This is a genomic window from Mycobacterium sp. MFM001, from assembly GCF_003402475.1.
GTDB lineage: Bacteria > Actinomycetota > Actinomycetes > Mycobacteriales > Mycobacteriaceae > Mycobacterium.
This window is the reverse complement of the sequence record NZ_BFAB01000006.1, coordinates 242125-256718: the sequence shown is the minus strand read 5'-3', so window position 1 is coordinate 256718 and position 14594 is coordinate 242125. Positions and strand designations below refer to the sequence as shown.

Genomic DNA, 14594 nt, shown 5'->3' with positions numbered 1-14594 from the left:
CGGCGGGTCAGTGGCCGCGGCCGCCGAAGCCGCCGTGACCGCCGCCGAACCCGCCGAATCCACCCCCGATGCCACCGAAGCCGCCGCCACCGCCGCGGCCGCCACCGTGATCACCACCGCCGGGGAACCATCCGCCACCGCCGCGATCACCACCGCCGGGCTGCCAGCCGCCCCCACCGCGGTTGCCGCCGCCGGGCTGCCATCCACCGCGGTCGCGGTCGCCGCCGCCGGGCTGCCACCCACCGCGGTCGCGGTCGCCGCCACCGGGCTGCCAGCCGCCCCGGTCACGGTCACCGCCGCCCGGCTGGAACGGCAAATTGTTGCCGGGCGGATTGAAGATCGACGGCAGTTGCGGGACGACCGGCGCCACGGGCACCGGTATCGGGACAGGCACGGGTGCGGGCGCCGCGGGCGGCGGGGCCGGGGCAGGCGCCGGAGCCGGTGGAGCCTGCGGCGCCGGAGCCGGGGCTTCAGGAGCGGGTGCTGCTGCCGCCGGCACCTGGACGGGTGCTGGGGCGACGGGTGCGGGTGCTGCGGGTGCCGGAGCCTCGGGAGCAGGCGCCTCGCGAGGGGCCTGCTGCACCTCGGGCACCGGCTGCTCGACCTTGTTCGGCGGCGCCGCGGGAGGTGCCGGAACCTCCGCCTTGGGAGCCGGCGCCGGCATCCGCTCGGCCGGTACGACGAGGTTGCCGCCGGAGCTCGGCCGCTGGCTGACCGCCGGACGGACCGCGACGGCCAGCGAAATGACCAGCGCCAACACACCGACGAAAAAGACCATCATCACGCTGAGCGCCACCAGGAACGGCTTTCGCCCGGAGCCGGTTTCGTTGTCGACGCTGTACGGGTCACCCAAATCCGAAAAGTCCGCTGCGGCACCGGAATCCACGACTTCGGCCGTCGTCCAGTCGGGAACCTGCGCATAGGCAACGGCCGCGGTCGAGGAGGCGAACAGCGGTGCATTCGCCGCCGCCAACGCCGCCCCTCGGGCCAGTGCCGTCTCCGGCTCCTCGGGGGCATTGACCGGCAGCGCGGTCGCGGTCTCCAGTTGCGGCTTGATCGCGGTGACGTCAACGCCGCACCCGACGACGAACACTCCGTCGGGGCGGGACTGCAGCGACTCGAGCCCCGCCATCATGTCGGCCAACTCGGTCGGCGCATCGGCGTCGGCCAGTGGCCGGCGGCGCACGTCGGTGACCGAACCGTCGGCGGAGTCGACGATCGCCAGCGTCGCCGTGTCCGGTTCGAGGAACAGCAGCCCCGTGTGGGCGTATCCGACAGCGCTGCCGACGGCCTGGGCCAGTGCGGCCGCCGCAAGAAACGCCGAGACCAGCATGACGTTTTCGACCTTGTGGGCCGCCAGCGCGTCGCGCAACGCGGCGGCTTCCGCCGGGCTGGTCCACGTCACACCGGTGGACGCCAGGTGGTAATCGCCTTCGGCCGCGCTTTCGCGGGTACCCAGGATCGCGGCGATGACCTGATCGGCCACGTCGGTATTTGCCGTGTCGGCATCGGCGGGCACCTCGAAGCCGTCTTCGTCGACGGTGACTCCGTCGGCGTTTTCCCCCTCGACCAGCACCATGCGGACCGTCGTGGGTGCCATCGACACACCGAGGACGATGTCCACTGCCCCTCCAGTACGAGTTTGCTTGCCAGTTAGCCTCAGGACGTCACGACAACGTCACAACATAGAGACGCTAACTACCACCTTAGCGGCCGCGTCAGGGTTCGCCAGTCGGCTCAGTCGTACAGAATCAGCTCGGGGCCCTGCTCGATTTGCAGCGAGCGGCAGGCCGGGCAACGCGCCGGCGCATCGAAGGTGATATTGCCTCCGCATTCGCAATGCCCGGCCAGCGCTTCGACGCCGGCCCAATACTGCGTCGCCGAAATGGGCTCGACGTCAACGTATTCCCGGACGAGCTCGTCGTGCTTCGCGCTGGCCACACTGTGCGGCATCGTCGAGCCCTTGAGGTAGCGCAGGTGAAGGTCGCCCAGTTCGTCGAACCCGATTGCGCGTGTTTTACCGCACTCTTCGCAGCGCAGGAGGTGGAAGAAGAAACCGCCGCCGCTGCTGACGGTGAATGACTTCCCGCAATCAAGGCACTGCGCGGCATTAGCAGATCCCATGTGAACAACGCCTCCCAGGCTGAGCATCGTGATGTGAACAAAAGTCCATCACGGTAGACCATAGGGGTCGACACAACAGGTCGGGTTTCTGCTAGGTGCCGCAGCGTTCATTCAAGAGGTCTAGTGTCCGAGAGCATGGAAGACCGCGACAAAGACCCGGCGGTGGTGCTGCCCTATCTGGTCGGCCGGCCGCTCGCCGCAACCGAGGTCTACGAGGCCTTTGGTTACCGCAAGTCCGCTTACTACAAGGCGGCGCGCGAGGGCAGGCTGATCAGCGCTGACAACCTGATCAAGGTGGCGAAGTACTTCGGACTCAACCCGGTCGACCTGCAGGTCCGCTACGGGTTGATCAAACCCGAAGCGGTCACCGAATACGTGCAATCAGACTCCGGCCTGCCGAAGCTGCGCGATCTTCGCCCGGATCCCACCAAGCCGCCCGTCTAAGCGCCGTCCGGACGTATCGAGTCGATGATGGCTGCCCTGATCAGCGCCACCCTCGCTGCCATCGTGTGCAGCCTGTGGATCCGTCGCCACACCTGGCAGTCACGCTGGGAGGCAGGCGCCACCCTCAACATCGCGCTACAAGGCTGCGCGGTGCTACTGATGTCGCCGTGGGCGTCGGCCACGTTCGGGCCGCGCCTGCACCGGATCCTGGGACTGTGGAACGTCGAGGATCTGCTGGGTCACCTGTGTCTGGTCGTCGCGGTGGCGGCCATCATCGACCACGCGCTGGCGCGGCTCACTGACGAGGAGAAAGTCCAGGGATTACTACACCGGCACGTCGCAGGGCCCATAGGCCTCGGCGTGGCGATCCTGGTCTCGGTGTTCGTCATCGCCGACGAGCGCTACCACCCCGACTTGTTTCCGGCCCACGTCAGCACGGTCTGGCTGGGCGCGTACTGGCTGGTGCTGGGCAGCCTGCTCATCTACCTGCTGAGCTACGCGGCCAGGGTGCTGCTCATCCTGCGGCATGATCCCCGCTCGAAGTCGACCGTGGATCTCTATCTGATCTCCGCCGGATTCGGCGTGGCGGCCAACGTGATTCAGATGACAACAGCATGGGCGGGCATCGACGTCACCCTGCCGGTCTGGCTGTGCGGATGCCTGGGCGTGACGGGTTTTGCGTACGCGTCGGCCCGGTCCTGGCGCAGCAAGGTCAACTGGTTCACGCCCGGCTATCGGCTACCGCCGCAACCACTTCCGCCGCACTCGTCTTGAGCAACCTGAGCTACTCCACGTCCTTCGCCAATTCGCGTGCCTCAGCCTCGTTTTCGACCGACGGTCCCTAGCCGGGCAGCCGCTTGACGGCAACCTCGGGCGTAAACAGAAGCGTGACCGCGTACCCATAACGACGCCACCTTGCGCGCACTAAACAAACGTTTACAATAGTAAACGTGCATTTACCACTGTCCGATGACCGCACGGCGCGCGCCCGCATCCGCGACGAAGCTCTTCGGCTGTTCGCCGAGCGCGGTCCCGACGCCGTCACGATGCGCGATATCGCGGGCGCCGCGCGCGTGTCACCGGCATTGCTGATCCGCCACTACGGCTCCAAGGAAGGCTTGGTGGCGGCCGTGGACGATCACGTCGTCGCAAGCATCGAGGCGGTGCTGAACGAAATGACCACGAGCACAACCACTTCCGGGTTAGACCCGGCCGCGTTGCCCAGCATGCTCGACGGCCTGGCCACTCACCTGCCGCCGGACTCGGCGATCCCGGCATACCTGAGCCGAATGCTGATCGGCGCCGGCCCGGCCGGATCGGCGCTGTTCGAGCGGCTTCACCGCGTCAGCCGCGACACCCTCGACGCCATGGTCGCAGCCGGAACCGCCCGCGCCGGCACGGATCCCGCTGTGCGCGCGGCGGTCTTGATGGTCAACGACCTGGCGGTGCTCACCCTGCGTCCACGGCTGACCGAGCTGCTCGGCTTCGACCCGCTCTCGCCTGACGGCATTGCCCGCTGGGCCACCGAGGTTTTCACGATCTACCGCGACGGACTCGCGTGACCCACCACAACGAAAGGGAGGCAGCATGTCACTGGGAACCGGGGCCGCACAGTTGCTGCGGTCGCGTCGGCTGGTCCGCGCGCCGATCTGGATCTACAAGGCACGCGCCGGCGCGGTGCTGGGCTCGCGGCTGCTGATGCTCGAACACATCGGCCGCAAGTCCGGCGCGCGGCGCTACGTGGTGCTCGAGGTCATCGATCACCCGGCACCGGACCGCTACGTGGTGGCCTCCGGCTTCGGCGCAAAAGCGCAGTGGTTCCGCAACATTCAAGCCAACCCGCGGGTGCGGGTCTACGCCGGAAGCCACGCGCCCGCGCCGGCGACGGCGCGCGTGCTCAGTCAGGACGAGGCCGATCGGACGCTTGCGGCCTACATCAGCCGCCATCCCCGGGCGTGGGCAGGCTTCAAGGGCGTGTTGGAGAACACGCTGGGACGTCCGATCACCGAGACCAATACACCGCTGCCGATGGTCGAGTTGCGCCTCGACGTCCGGTCATGACAGGCACCGGCTTGCTGCGCACCTTCTTCGGACCGTCGCGCACCCGCGGTGAAAGCACCGTCGGCGTCGTGGTGGGCGCACTGCTCATCGCATTGCTTGCGGGCTATATCCGGCACGTGGGCGGCTGGCGCGGTTGGTCGGTGGCGCAGATTCTGGTCCTTGCCGTCATGGTTTTCGATCTGGTCGGCGGGATCGTGACCACCTCGAGCACGACCGCCAACCACTGGTATCACCGCCCGGGCCCCGCCGCCCTCCGGTTCCGGATCGCGTTCGTGATCGCCCACGCGCTGCTGTATCTGGTTCCCGCCGCGCTTCTTTTCGACATCGGCTGGGCGTGGGCCGCCGTGAACGCCACGCTGCTGATAAGCGTCGGGGCCGCAGTCGAATTCGCACCGGCCGACGTCAAGCGGCTGGCGGCGGTGGGATTGACACTGGCCGCGGTGCTGGTGAACCTGATCTGGCTGCCGGTACCGCCCGCACTGGCCTGGATCCCGTTGTTCCTCTTCGTGAAGGTCCTGGTGTGCTTCCTGGTGCCGGCGCGCGACTAGCGGGGGCCTTTCACCGTCAGCGCCGCGTAGGTCACCAAAAATGATGCCGCCGGAATGGCATTCACCACCCGGTCACGCACGCGGATGTGCGCCCCGACCGCGAGCACGAAATACAGCGTCAGCATCGCGGTGGTCAGCCGGGCCAGCACCGGAAACCTGGTGACGGAGAGCAAACCGATCACCGAGGCTATCTTGGCCGCTGGGAGAACCCACCGAATGTTCTGCGGAACGCCCAGCGTGTCAAGGGATTTCGCGATGTAAGGGATCGGAATCGCGCAGGCCACCGCGTCGCCGGCCTGGAAAGCAGCCAGTGCCGCATAGGTTTTGGGTGAAGTCAACGCAGTCATCACCACTCCCTATTGCGTCAACTCGGAGGGTGCACCGAGCACTCCCTCGACCGGCTTGCGCGCGTCGGCTTCCGCCTTGGCCACCGCCTGCACGATCGCCGGATCGGTTTCGGTGGAGAACCAATCGGCGACCTCGTCGCTGTCGTCCTCGGGCTTGGGCAGGTCTTCCTCGACGGGCGACGGCTGATACCGGAACACCCCGTCCTCGCCGGGCGCACCCAGCAATTTGGTGAAACCCTGTAGCGCCGAACCGAAGTCGCTGGGCACCACCCACACCTTGTTGGCTTCGCCCTGCGCCATCTTCGGCAGAACCTGCAAATACTGGTAGGCCAGCAGCTCCGGAGTCGGCCGGCCCGCTTTGATTGCGGCGAACGTCTTCTCGATCGCCTTCGCTTGGCCCTGCGCCTGCAGATACGACGCGGCCCGCTCCCCTTGCGCACGCAACATTCGCGACTGCCGGTCGGCCTCGGCGGCCAGAATCGCGGCTTGCTTGGCGCCCTCGGCGGCCAGGATTTCGGCCTGCTTCTGACCTTCGGCCTGCTTGATCGCCGACTCGCGTTGGCCTTCCGCGGTCAGGATCATCGCCCGCTTCTCCCGGTCGGCCTTCATCTGCTTTTCCATCGATGCCTGGATCGACGGCGGCGGGTCGATGCTGCGCAGCTCGACGCGGGCAACTCGCAGCCCCCACCGACCGGTGGCCTCGTCGAGCACACCGCGCAGCTGCCGGTTGATCACCTCGCGCGAGGTCAACGTCTGCTCCAGCGTCATGCCGCCGACCACGTTGCGCAGCGTGGTGGTGGTCAACTGCTCGACACCGACGATGTAGTTGCTGATCTCGTACACCGCGGCCTGCGGGTTGGTGACCTGGAAGTACACCACGGTGTCGATGTTGAGCGTCAAGTTGTCCTCGGTGATCACCGGCTGCGGCGGAAACGACACCACCCGCTCGCGCAGATCCACCCGGGCGCGGATGCGGTCGATGAACGGCACCAGCAGGGTCAGCTGGCCGCTGACCGTGCGGCTGTAGCGGCCCAGGCGTTCGATGACCGCGGCTTCCGCCTGCGGGATCAGCGCAATCGATTTGGCCACCACGATGGCGGCGAATATCACCAGGACGGCCAGAAATACCAGGCCGGCGGCGGCACCTTGCATCACGAACTCCTTTTTCTAGACGTTCTTCCACACCACCGCGGTGGCGCCGTCGATATGCATGACGGTCACCAATTCACCGGGTTCGTACACGTCGACGTCGTTCAACGGGCGTGCAGTCCAAATCTGGCCGTCCAGCTTCACCTGGCCCTCGTCGCGGGCCACGCGGTCGAGAACCAGCGCGTTCTTGCCTTCCAGCGCCTGCACACCGGTCCGCGCACCCGCTGCCGGCGTCAGCCGTCGCCGCAGCGCCGGCCGGACCAGCACCAGTAGCAGCACCGAAACCACCAGGAAAACCGCGCCGTCGGCCCAGATCGGAAAATTCAGCAGCCAGCTGCTGCCCGCCGCGGCCAGCGCGCCGCCACCCAGCATCAGCAAGAACATATCGCCGGTCAGCGCCTCCGCACCGGCAAGACCGAGCGCGACGATCAGCCAGATCAGGGCGGCAGGCATGTCGCCAGGATATCGCGTGGTCCGCCTCGATCGCGCCGAACAACTACACTGCGAGTTCATGTGGTGCCCCAGCGCAACGCTCTCGGTATGGGCCAACGCCTGGCTCGCCGGCCAGGCCGCCCCCGACGACGTTCTCGACGCGTTATCATGTTGGGCGCCAATGCAATCCGTCACCGCCTACGATGCGGTGGCGGCGGGTCACACCGGTCTGCCGTGGCCGGATGTCGACGACGCCGGTGTGGTATCGCTGCTGCAGACCCTGCGTACCGCGGCCGGCAGGACGGGGATTCCGGCGCCCTCGGTCAGCCTGGTGTTGCCGGTGCCCGGCGACGTCCGCGGCCTGGCGGCCGGCACCCGGTTCGAGCAGGAGGCGCTCGCCGCCGGTGAGGCGGTGCTGGTATCCGATCCCCACGATTCGTCCGTAGCCGTAGGTCTGGTCCCCGAGTTCGGATACGACGACCACGACGACGCGGCGGTACCGGAATTGACCGCGTTGTCGTGGACGGTCTACTCGCTGCCGGGTGCGACCGCAATCGAGGCCCATCAGCTCGGCGAAGCCGAATACGAACTACGGTCGGCGGTACGGTCGGCCGCTGAAGTGCTCAGCGCGGTCGGTCTCGGTTTCTCCGGCGCCGACGTCGACGATCCGCGCGGACTCGTCGAGCAATTGCTGGAATCCATGCGGCACCATCGGATTCCGGACCATGCGCCCACCCGGGCGGTGCGGGTGCTGGAAACTGCTGCGCACGTCGACGCGATCGTCACCGTCAGCGCCGGGCTGACACCGATTGCGACACAGTCGTCGTCGGAGACGCAGATCGCCAACAATGCGCTGCGGCCGTTGGCCGCGGTGGTGCGCTCAGCGCGAATGGCGGCGGTCAGCGCGATTCTGCAGTCGGCCTGGCGGGGCTGAGCCCGGCCGGCGACGACCATTCGGCGACGCAGTGCGGCGGCCCGCACGGCGCGCCGTTGACGCTGGCGCCGCAACCCGGCACCGGATCGGCTCCAGCCACCCGAACCGGCTCGCGGCCTTCGCGCAGCTCGTCGATCAAATCGACGGCCAGCCGGGCGAATCGGCGGTCGGCGTTAGGGGTGGCCGCCCGCGCGAACTCGATGCCCGCTTGTTCGGCCTGCGATCGCAGCTCGTGGTCGAGATCCCACACCACCTCGATGTGGTCGGCGACAAAGCCGATCGGACACACGATCACCGCACCGGTGAGCGTCGAAAGATGGTCGGCCACATCGGGTTCCAGCCACGGCACCTGTGGCGGACCCGACCGCGACTGCCACACCAGGTCATAGTGCGGGTAACCGGCCCTCTCCGCGACCAGCCTTGCGGCGTAAGCGACTTGACGACTGTACAGCCGTGGGCCGCATCGCTGGTCGGCCGCCACCGGGATGGAATGCGCGGTGAACACCAGCCGGGCATCTGCCGGCACGGTCTGCGCGGCCGCGCTGACGGCGTCGGCGAACATCTCGACGAACAGCCGATGATCGAAGTACGGCCGCAACTTGACCAATTCCGGCGCGCCCTCGCCGGCATGGCGACGGGCCCGCGCGATGTCCTCGACATACTGGGTGCAGCTGGAGTAGCCACTCCAGGCCGATGTGGTGAACACCGCTGCACGGCGAATTCCGTTGTCGCGCATGGTCGCGACGACGCCTTCGACGTAGGGTTCCCAGTTCCGGTTGCCGAAATAGACCGGCAGGCTGCCGCCGAGTTCGGCTTGCAGTTCGGTGACTAGTGCGCGGTTGATGCCGTTGATCGGCGACACCCCGCCGAAGTGCAAGTAATGCTCGGCTACCTCGTCGAGGCGCTGCGGCGGCACACTGCGGCCGCGGGTGACATTCTCCAGGAACGGCCGCACCTGCTCGGGGCCTTCGGGTCCGCCGAAGGACAGCAGCAGGACCGCGTCAAAGTCCATCAGAGCAACTGATTATGCGCCCCGCCGTCGGCGAAGATGATGTCTCCGGTGGTGGCCGGCAGCCAGTCGGACAGCACCGCGCACACCGTCTTCGCGACGGGCGTGGCGTCCTTCATGTCCCAGCCGATCGGCGCGCGCTGGTCCCAACCCTGCTCGAGCAGCTCCATCTGCTTGCCGGCTTCTTCACCGAGCGCGCCACCGACGATTGCGCTCATCGCCAGCGTCCGAATAGGCCCGGCGGCAACAAGATTCGATCGCACACCGTACGGGCCGGCTTCGCGTGCCACGAACCGGTTCACCGACTCCAGCGCGCTCTTGGCCACCGTCATCCAGTTGTAGGCCGGCATCGCTCGGGTGGGGTCGAAGTCCATGCCGACGATCGCGCCGCCGCGATTCATGACCGGCAACACCGCCTTGGCCAGCGACGCATACGAATACGCCGAAATGTGAATGCCTTTGGACACATCCTCGTACGGCGCCTCGAAGAACGGGTTGATGCCCATCCCGCTGGGCGGCATGAAGCCGATCGAGTGCACCACGCCGTCGAGCTTGTTGCCCTCGCCGATCACCTCGACGACCCGGTCGGCCAACGTGTCGAGGTGCTTCTCGTTCTGCACGTCGAGCTCCAGCAGCGGTGGCTTCTCGGGCAGCCGGTCGAGGATGCGCTCAATCAGCCGCAGCCGGTCGAACCCGGTGCAGACGAGCTGCGCGCCCTGTTCCTGAGCGACCCGGGCGATGTGGAACGCGATCGACGCGTCGGTGATGATCCCGGCGACCAGAATCCGTTTGCCTTCAAGCAATCCTGTCATGTCCGTCCTCGTGCTCTTAGTGGCCCATACCCATGCCGCCGTCAACCGGAATCACCGCGCCCGAGATGTAGGAGGCGTCCTCGGAGGCCAAGAAGCTGACCACGCCGGCGACCTCGTCGGCGGTGCCAACCCGCTTCGCCGGGATGAATTCCAGTGCCCCCGCCTGAATCCGCTCGTCCAGCGCGCGGGTCATATCGGTGTCGATGTAGCCCGGGGCCACCACATTCGCGGTCACGTTGGCCTTCGATAGTTCCCGGGAAATCGAGCGGGCCATGCCGATCAGGCCGGCCTTGGAGGCTGCGTAGTTGGCCTGGTTGCCGATGCCCCAGGTGCCCGACACCGAACCGATGAAGATCATTCGGCCGAACCGCTTGCGCTGCATGGTGCGCGACGCCCGCTGAGCCACCCGGAACGCCCCGGTGAGGTTGGCGTCGATGACCTTTTGGAACTTCTCCTCGGTCATCCGCATGAGGAACGCGTCCGCGGACAGGCCGGCGTTGGACACCAGCACCTCGACCGGACCCTGGTGCTCCTCGACCTCTTTGAAGGCGCGGTCAACGGCGTCGTTGTCGGTGACGTCGCACTCGACGCCGAACAGTCCGTCGGGCGCCCCGGATCCGCGGTGCGTGACGGCGACCTTGTGGCCGTCGGCGGCCAGCCGCCGCGCGATCGCGAGCCCGATCCCCCGGTTTCCTCCCGTGACCAGTACCGATCGGGAGACAAAGGGCGGCTTGCCCGCTTCGGTGGTTTCCGTGGCTGTGTCAGTCACCCCGACAACCTATCGCATCGCCGAGTGTGGACTTATGACACGCCTTTCGCGCGAAAGTGTGCATTAAGCGCACCCTCGGCGCCGAATTAAGTAGGTAATCTGCGGTTGATCAGCACGGCCGCCAGCGCGGCGAGTGCCAGGATCAGCGACCCGAGCCGCAGCCAGCCGACGCTGGCGTCGCCGCGGATGGTCTCGTAGCCGATCTGCTGCTGCAGCGTCGCGTAGACATCTTTGAGCTGCTGCAGGTTCGAGGCGCTGTAGTTGTTGCCGCCGGAGAGTTCGGCCACCTTCTTCATCGTCGTGTCGTCGACGGGCACCGGCTGGCGCTGGCCGTTGATGTCGACGAACCCGTACGGGGTGCCGAACGAAATCGTCGAGATCGGCACACCCTGGTCCTTGGCGGTCCGCGCCGCGGTGAAGGCGCCCTTGGGGTTGTCCGGGTTGGTCGGCACCGTCTCCTTGCCGTCGGAGAACAACACGATGCGCGCCGGCGGCGGAGTGTCGCCGCCACCGATCACCGCGCCGACGGTCGCGATCGCCTGCAGCGCGGTGAAAATGCCCTCGCCGGTGGCGGTGCGGTCGGCGAACTGCAACTTGTCCAGCGCTGCCTTGGTCGCTTCCCGGTTGGTGGTCGGCTGCACCAGCACCGTCGCGGTGCCCGCATAGGCGATCAGCCCGAGGTTGATGCCCGGAGTCAGCTCGCCGGCGAACTCCTTGGCGGCCACCTGCGCTGCCACCATCCGGTTCGGTTCGACGTCGGTGGCGCGCATCGACTGCGACACGTCGATCACCAGCATGACCACCGCGCGGTTACGCGGAATCCGCACATCGTGTGTCGGGCCGGCCATCGCGATTGTCAGCAGCACCAACGACAGCGTCAGCAGTATTGCTGCCAGGTGCCGCCAGCGGGTGGGTTGTTTGGGCGCAACGCTTTCCAGCAGCTCCATGTTGGCGAACCGCAGCATCCGCCGATGCCGGGCCACCTGCGCGATGATGTAGAGCGCGACGATGCCAAGCACCACCAGGAAGAACAGAAACCACCACGCGTGAGCGAACCCGGTGAGTGTCATCGGGCCAAGCAACGGCAGTGTCATTGGCGCCCCGCCAATGCGCCCCTCCGACGGGACTCGACAAAGCGGACGATGTCGGCGATCCAGTCGCGGTCGGTGCGCAGCGACATCAGCGGCGCCCCGCAGCTGCGGAAGGTGCGCTTCACGTCGGCGCGATGTGCGGCCGCCGCTTTCCCGAAGTCGTCACGCAACTGCTCGTCGATGGTGAACTCGCGGGTGACGCCGGATTCGGCGTCTTGCAGGACGACGTCGCCGACGTCGGGCAGCTCGACATCACGAGGATCGAGCACTTCGATGCCCAGCACCTCGTGACGGGCCGCAATCGCACGCAGCGGCCGCTGCCAGTTGATCGGGCCGAGGAAATCGCTGATGATCACCGCCATTCCGCGGCGACGTTCCGGGCGGCGCAGCGCGTCGATCGAGGCCGCCAGGTCGCCGCGCACCCCGACCGGTGCCTTGGGCGCGGTCGCGATGGTGCGCAACAAGGTCTGCTCATGCTGGCGTCCCGAGCGGGCCGGCACCCGGATGGTCTGCGCCCCGTTGTCGATCAGCGCGCCGAGCCGGTTACCACCGCCACTGTTGAGGAAGGTGATCGCCGCCGCGGCGGCCACCGCGAGGTCACGTTTTTCGCAGACGCTGGTGCCGAAGTCCAGGCTGGCCGACATGTCCACCACCAACCACGTCTCCAGTTCGCGGTCGGCGATCATCTGCCGGACATGCGGGTGGGTGGTGCGCGCGGTGACCGCCCAGTCCATCCGGCGCACGTCGTCGCCGGGCTGGTACTCACGAGACTCCCCCGCCTCCGAACCGGGACCCGGGATCAGGCCCAGGTGATCGCCGTGCAGCACGCCGTCGAGCTTGCGTTTGACGGTCAGCTCGAGCGTGCGCAGCGCCGCCGACAACTTCGGGTCGTCGATGTCGCCGCGCTGCATCGACGGCGGATGTACGACCGCCGGCGCCTTGGATTCGGTCACCGACCGCTAGCCGCGGTCGCAGCGCCCTGCATCACCGGAGGCACCGAATGTCCTTGCTGCGGAACGGCATTCACTTGCGGCATGGCGACCGTCTGCAGGACCCGGTTGATCACGATCTCCGGCGAGATCTCGTCGGCCAGCGCATCGTAGGTCAGCACCAGCCGGTGCCGCAGCACGTCGGGAATGACCTCGATGACGTCCTGCGGGATCACGTAGTCGCGGCCGCGCACCAACGCCAGCGAGCGCGAGGCGGCGATGATGCCCAGCGACGCACGCGGGGAGGCGCCGAACGAGATCCAGCTCTTGACGTCGTTCATCCCGAGTTGTTCGGGGTGGCGGGTGGCGGTGACGACGCGGACCACGTAGTCGACGAGAGCGTGGTGGACGAAGTTGTTGGCCGCGATTTCCTGCAGCCGCAAAAGGTCACCGGTGTTGAGGATCTGCTTGGGCTCCGGCGGCCGCACGCCCATCCGGTAGATGATTTCGCGCTCTTCCTCCGGCGACGGATAGCCGACGTTGATCTTGAACAGGAAGCGGTCGCGCTGCGCCTCGGGCAGCGGGTAGACGCCCTCGTGCTCGATCGGGTTCTGGGTCGCCATCACCAGGAACGGGTTGGGCAAGGGGAAGGTCTTGCCGCCTATGGAGACGTGGCGTTCCTGCATGACCTCCAGGAGTGCCGACTGCACCTTGGCCGGTGCGCGGTTGATCTCGTCGGCCAGCAGGAAGTTGACCACCACCGGGCCGAGTTCGGTGTCGAACTCCTCCTTGCCCTGCCGATAGATGCGGGTACCGATGATGTCGGTGGGCACCAGGTCGGGGGTGAACTGGATGCGGGCGAACGTCCCGCCGACCACCCGCGCGAACGTCTCCACCGCCAAGGTCTTGGCCACCCCGGGCACACCCTCGAGCAGCACGTGGCCCTTGGACAGCAGGCCGACCAGCATCCGCTCGACGAGCTGGTCCTGGCCGACGATGATCCGCTTGACCTCGAAGATGGCCCGTTCCAGGGTGTGCACCTCGGCCGCCAGTCCGTTGCCACCGTCCGACGACGACGCATGCGCCGGCGTCGTCGGCGGCCCGCCCGGGCCGGAGTACCCGCTGGCGCCACCTGCTGATGTCATCGATACAACCCTTCTGAAGCTCTCCACGCGACTGGGCAGCGACGTGCCCTCGTCCAACTATTCCAGGCCGCCAGGATTCCGTCGACGCGGCCAGTCAGTACTCGATGATCCGGGTGACAAACGGCGTCATCCCGGGCGTGCGCACCGGGCTGACGGTGACTTTGCCGGCGATGCTGGACGCCTCCAACATCTGACCGTTGCCCAGATACATCGTGACGTGCTGGCCGCCGCCGGGACCGTAGAAGATCAGGTCGCCGCGCTTGGCCTGCGACGGCGGAACATGCCGGCCGGCGTTGTACTGGTCGCCGGAAAACCGCGGGATCAACACCCCGACCCCGGCGAACGCGTACCGCATCAGCCCCGAGCAGTCGAAGCCGACGGTGTCGGCGCCGGAATCCACACCCTTGCTGGGCCCGTTGGGGGTGCCGCCACCCCACGAATACGGCACCCCCATCTGCGACGACGCCCGGCGGATCACGTATTCGACGGCCTGGCGGCCATAGACCCGCGGAATCTTGCCCGGTGTGGTGTTGGTGTTGTTGCCGCCCAAGTTGATCCCTAGCCCGCCGAGGAACTGCCGCCCCAGATCCATAGTGGTCTGGGTGGCCTGGGCAGTGGCGTTCAGCGAGGCGTTGGCGATGGCGACCGGGTCCCCCGGCGCGCCGGCACTGATCACCGGCGGCAACGTCGGGTCCCAGCCGCCGTCCTCGGCAGCAGCGGTACCGGCCAAACCGAGCAGCAGCCCGATCACCACCAACAGCACTCCGATGAGACGCGAAATCCTTTGGCGCATAGGTCCT

18 protein-coding genes are annotated in these 14594 nt (G+C 67.3%); 6 read left to right on the top strand and 12 right to left on the bottom strand.

The window, feature by feature from the left end:
- Positions 1–7: 7 nt before the first annotated feature.
- Together MFM001_RS13000 and MFM001_RS12995 are read right to left on the bottom strand one after the other, a co-directional pair.
- Positions 8–1624, bottom strand: a complete 1617-nt coding sequence (locus tag MFM001_RS13000; RefSeq protein WP_238159143.1) for a hypothetical protein — start codon at positions 1622–1624, stop codon at positions 8–10.
- Between the two features lie 113 nt (positions 1625–1737).
- Complete coding sequence (locus tag MFM001_RS12995; RefSeq protein WP_142760695.1) at positions 1738–2151, bottom strand: hypothetical protein; 414 nt, start codon at positions 2149–2151, stop codon at positions 1738–1740.
- Between the two features lie 108 nt (positions 2152–2259).
- Between MFM001_RS12995 and MFM001_RS12990 the strand changes: the two genes are divergently transcribed.
- The 5 genes from MFM001_RS12990 to MFM001_RS12970 all read left to right on the top strand — a co-directional run bounded on the left by MFM001_RS12990 (position 2260) and on the right by MFM001_RS12970 (position 5177).
- The gene (locus MFM001_RS12990) at positions 2260–2568 is read left to right on the top strand and encodes a helix-turn-helix transcriptional regulator (RefSeq protein WP_116375672.1); all 309 of its coding nucleotides are present in this window, start codon (positions 2260–2262) and stop codon (positions 2566–2568) included.
- Positions 2569–2595: 27 nt separating this feature from the next.
- Positions 2596–3342, top strand: a complete 747-nt coding sequence (locus MFM001_RS12985; protein ID WP_371685532.1) for a hypothetical protein — start codon at positions 2596–2598, stop codon at positions 3340–3342.
- 176 nt (positions 3343–3518) lie between these two features.
- The gene (locus MFM001_RS12980; protein ID WP_116375670.1) at positions 3519–4130 is read left to right on the top strand and encodes a TetR/AcrR family transcriptional regulator; all 612 of its coding nucleotides are present in this window, start codon (positions 3519–3521) and stop codon (positions 4128–4130) included.
- Between the two features lie 25 nt (positions 4131–4155).
- The gene (locus tag MFM001_RS12975) at positions 4156–4629 is read left to right on the top strand and encodes a nitroreductase family deazaflavin-dependent oxidoreductase (RefSeq protein ID WP_116375669.1); all 474 of its coding nucleotides are present in this window, start codon (positions 4156–4158) and stop codon (positions 4627–4629) included.
- Positions 4626–5177, top strand: a complete 552-nt coding sequence (locus MFM001_RS12970; protein ID WP_116375668.1) for a hypothetical protein — start codon at positions 4626–4628, stop codon at positions 5175–5177. The genes MFM001_RS12975 and MFM001_RS12970 overlap by 4 nt, the downstream gene beginning before the upstream one ends.
- Here MFM001_RS12970 and MFM001_RS12965 read toward each other — a convergent pair.
- From MFM001_RS12965 to MFM001_RS12955, 3 genes are read right to left on the bottom strand one after another with little or no spacing between them, the layout of a single operon-like run.
- On the bottom strand, positions 5174–5524 hold the full coding sequence (locus tag MFM001_RS12965; protein ID WP_116375667.1) for a DoxX family protein: 351 nt from the start codon (positions 5522–5524) through the stop codon (positions 5174–5176). The two genes, MFM001_RS12970 and MFM001_RS12965, sit on opposite strands and share 4 nt — an antisense overlap.
- Before the next feature lie 9 nt (positions 5525–5533).
- Positions 5534–6676 (bottom strand): SPFH domain-containing protein, encoded by a 1143-nt coding sequence (locus MFM001_RS12960; RefSeq protein ID WP_116375666.1) that lies wholly within the window; start codon positions 6674–6676, stop codon positions 5534–5536.
- A gap of 15 nt (positions 6677–6691) precedes the next feature.
- Entirely contained in the window at positions 6692–7126 is a 435-nt protein-coding gene (locus MFM001_RS12955) for an NfeD family protein (RefSeq protein WP_116375665.1), read from the bottom strand.
- A gap of 58 nt (positions 7127–7184) precedes the next feature.
- Here MFM001_RS12955 and MFM001_RS12950 point away from each other — a divergent pair, with 58 nt between their 5' ends.
- The gene (locus tag MFM001_RS12950; protein ID WP_116375788.1) at positions 7185–8039 is read left to right on the top strand and encodes a hypothetical protein; all 855 of its coding nucleotides are present in this window, start codon (positions 7185–7187) and stop codon (positions 8037–8039) included.
- Here the strand turns inward: MFM001_RS12950 and MFM001_RS12945 are convergent.
- The 7 genes from MFM001_RS12945 to ripB all read right to left on the bottom strand — a co-directional run bounded on the left by MFM001_RS12945 (position 8005) and on the right by ripB (position 14587).
- Entirely contained in the window at positions 8005–9051 is a 1047-nt protein-coding gene (locus MFM001_RS12945) for a ferrochelatase (RefSeq protein ID WP_116375664.1), read from the bottom strand. The genes MFM001_RS12950 and MFM001_RS12945 overlap by 35 nt on opposite strands.
- Entirely contained in the window at positions 9051–9860 is an 810-nt protein-coding gene (inhA, locus tag MFM001_RS12940; protein ID WP_116375663.1) for an NADH-dependent enoyl-ACP reductase InhA, read from the bottom strand. The genes MFM001_RS12945 and inhA overlap by 1 nt, the downstream gene beginning before the upstream one ends.
- Before the next feature lie 16 nt (positions 9861–9876).
- Positions 9877–10629, bottom strand: coding sequence for a 3-oxoacyl-ACP reductase FabG1 (gene fabG1 / locus MFM001_RS12935; protein WP_116375662.1), 753 nt, complete (start codon positions 10627–10629; stop codon positions 9877–9879).
- 86 nt (positions 10630–10715) lie between these two features.
- Positions 10716–11723 (bottom strand): VWA domain-containing protein, encoded by a 1008-nt coding sequence (locus MFM001_RS12930; protein ID WP_116375661.1) that lies wholly within the window; start codon positions 11721–11723, stop codon positions 10716–10718.
- Positions 11720–12673, bottom strand: coding sequence for a DUF58 domain-containing protein (locus MFM001_RS12925; protein ID WP_116375660.1), 954 nt, complete (start codon positions 12671–12673; stop codon positions 11720–11722). Before MFM001_RS12925 ends, MFM001_RS12930 begins: the two co-directional genes overlap by 4 nt.
- A complete protein-coding gene (locus tag MFM001_RS12920) occupies positions 12670–13794 on the bottom strand; it encodes a MoxR family ATPase (RefSeq protein WP_116375659.1) in 1125 nt (374 codons plus the stop codon). Before MFM001_RS12920 ends, MFM001_RS12925 begins: the two co-directional genes overlap by 4 nt.
- 94 nt (positions 13795–13888) lie before the next feature.
- Positions 13889–14587, bottom strand: a complete 699-nt coding sequence (ripB, locus tag MFM001_RS12915; RefSeq protein WP_116375658.1) for an NlpC/P60 family peptidoglycan endopeptidase RipB — start codon at positions 14585–14587, stop codon at positions 13889–13891.
- Positions 14588–14594 lie beyond the last annotated feature (7 nt).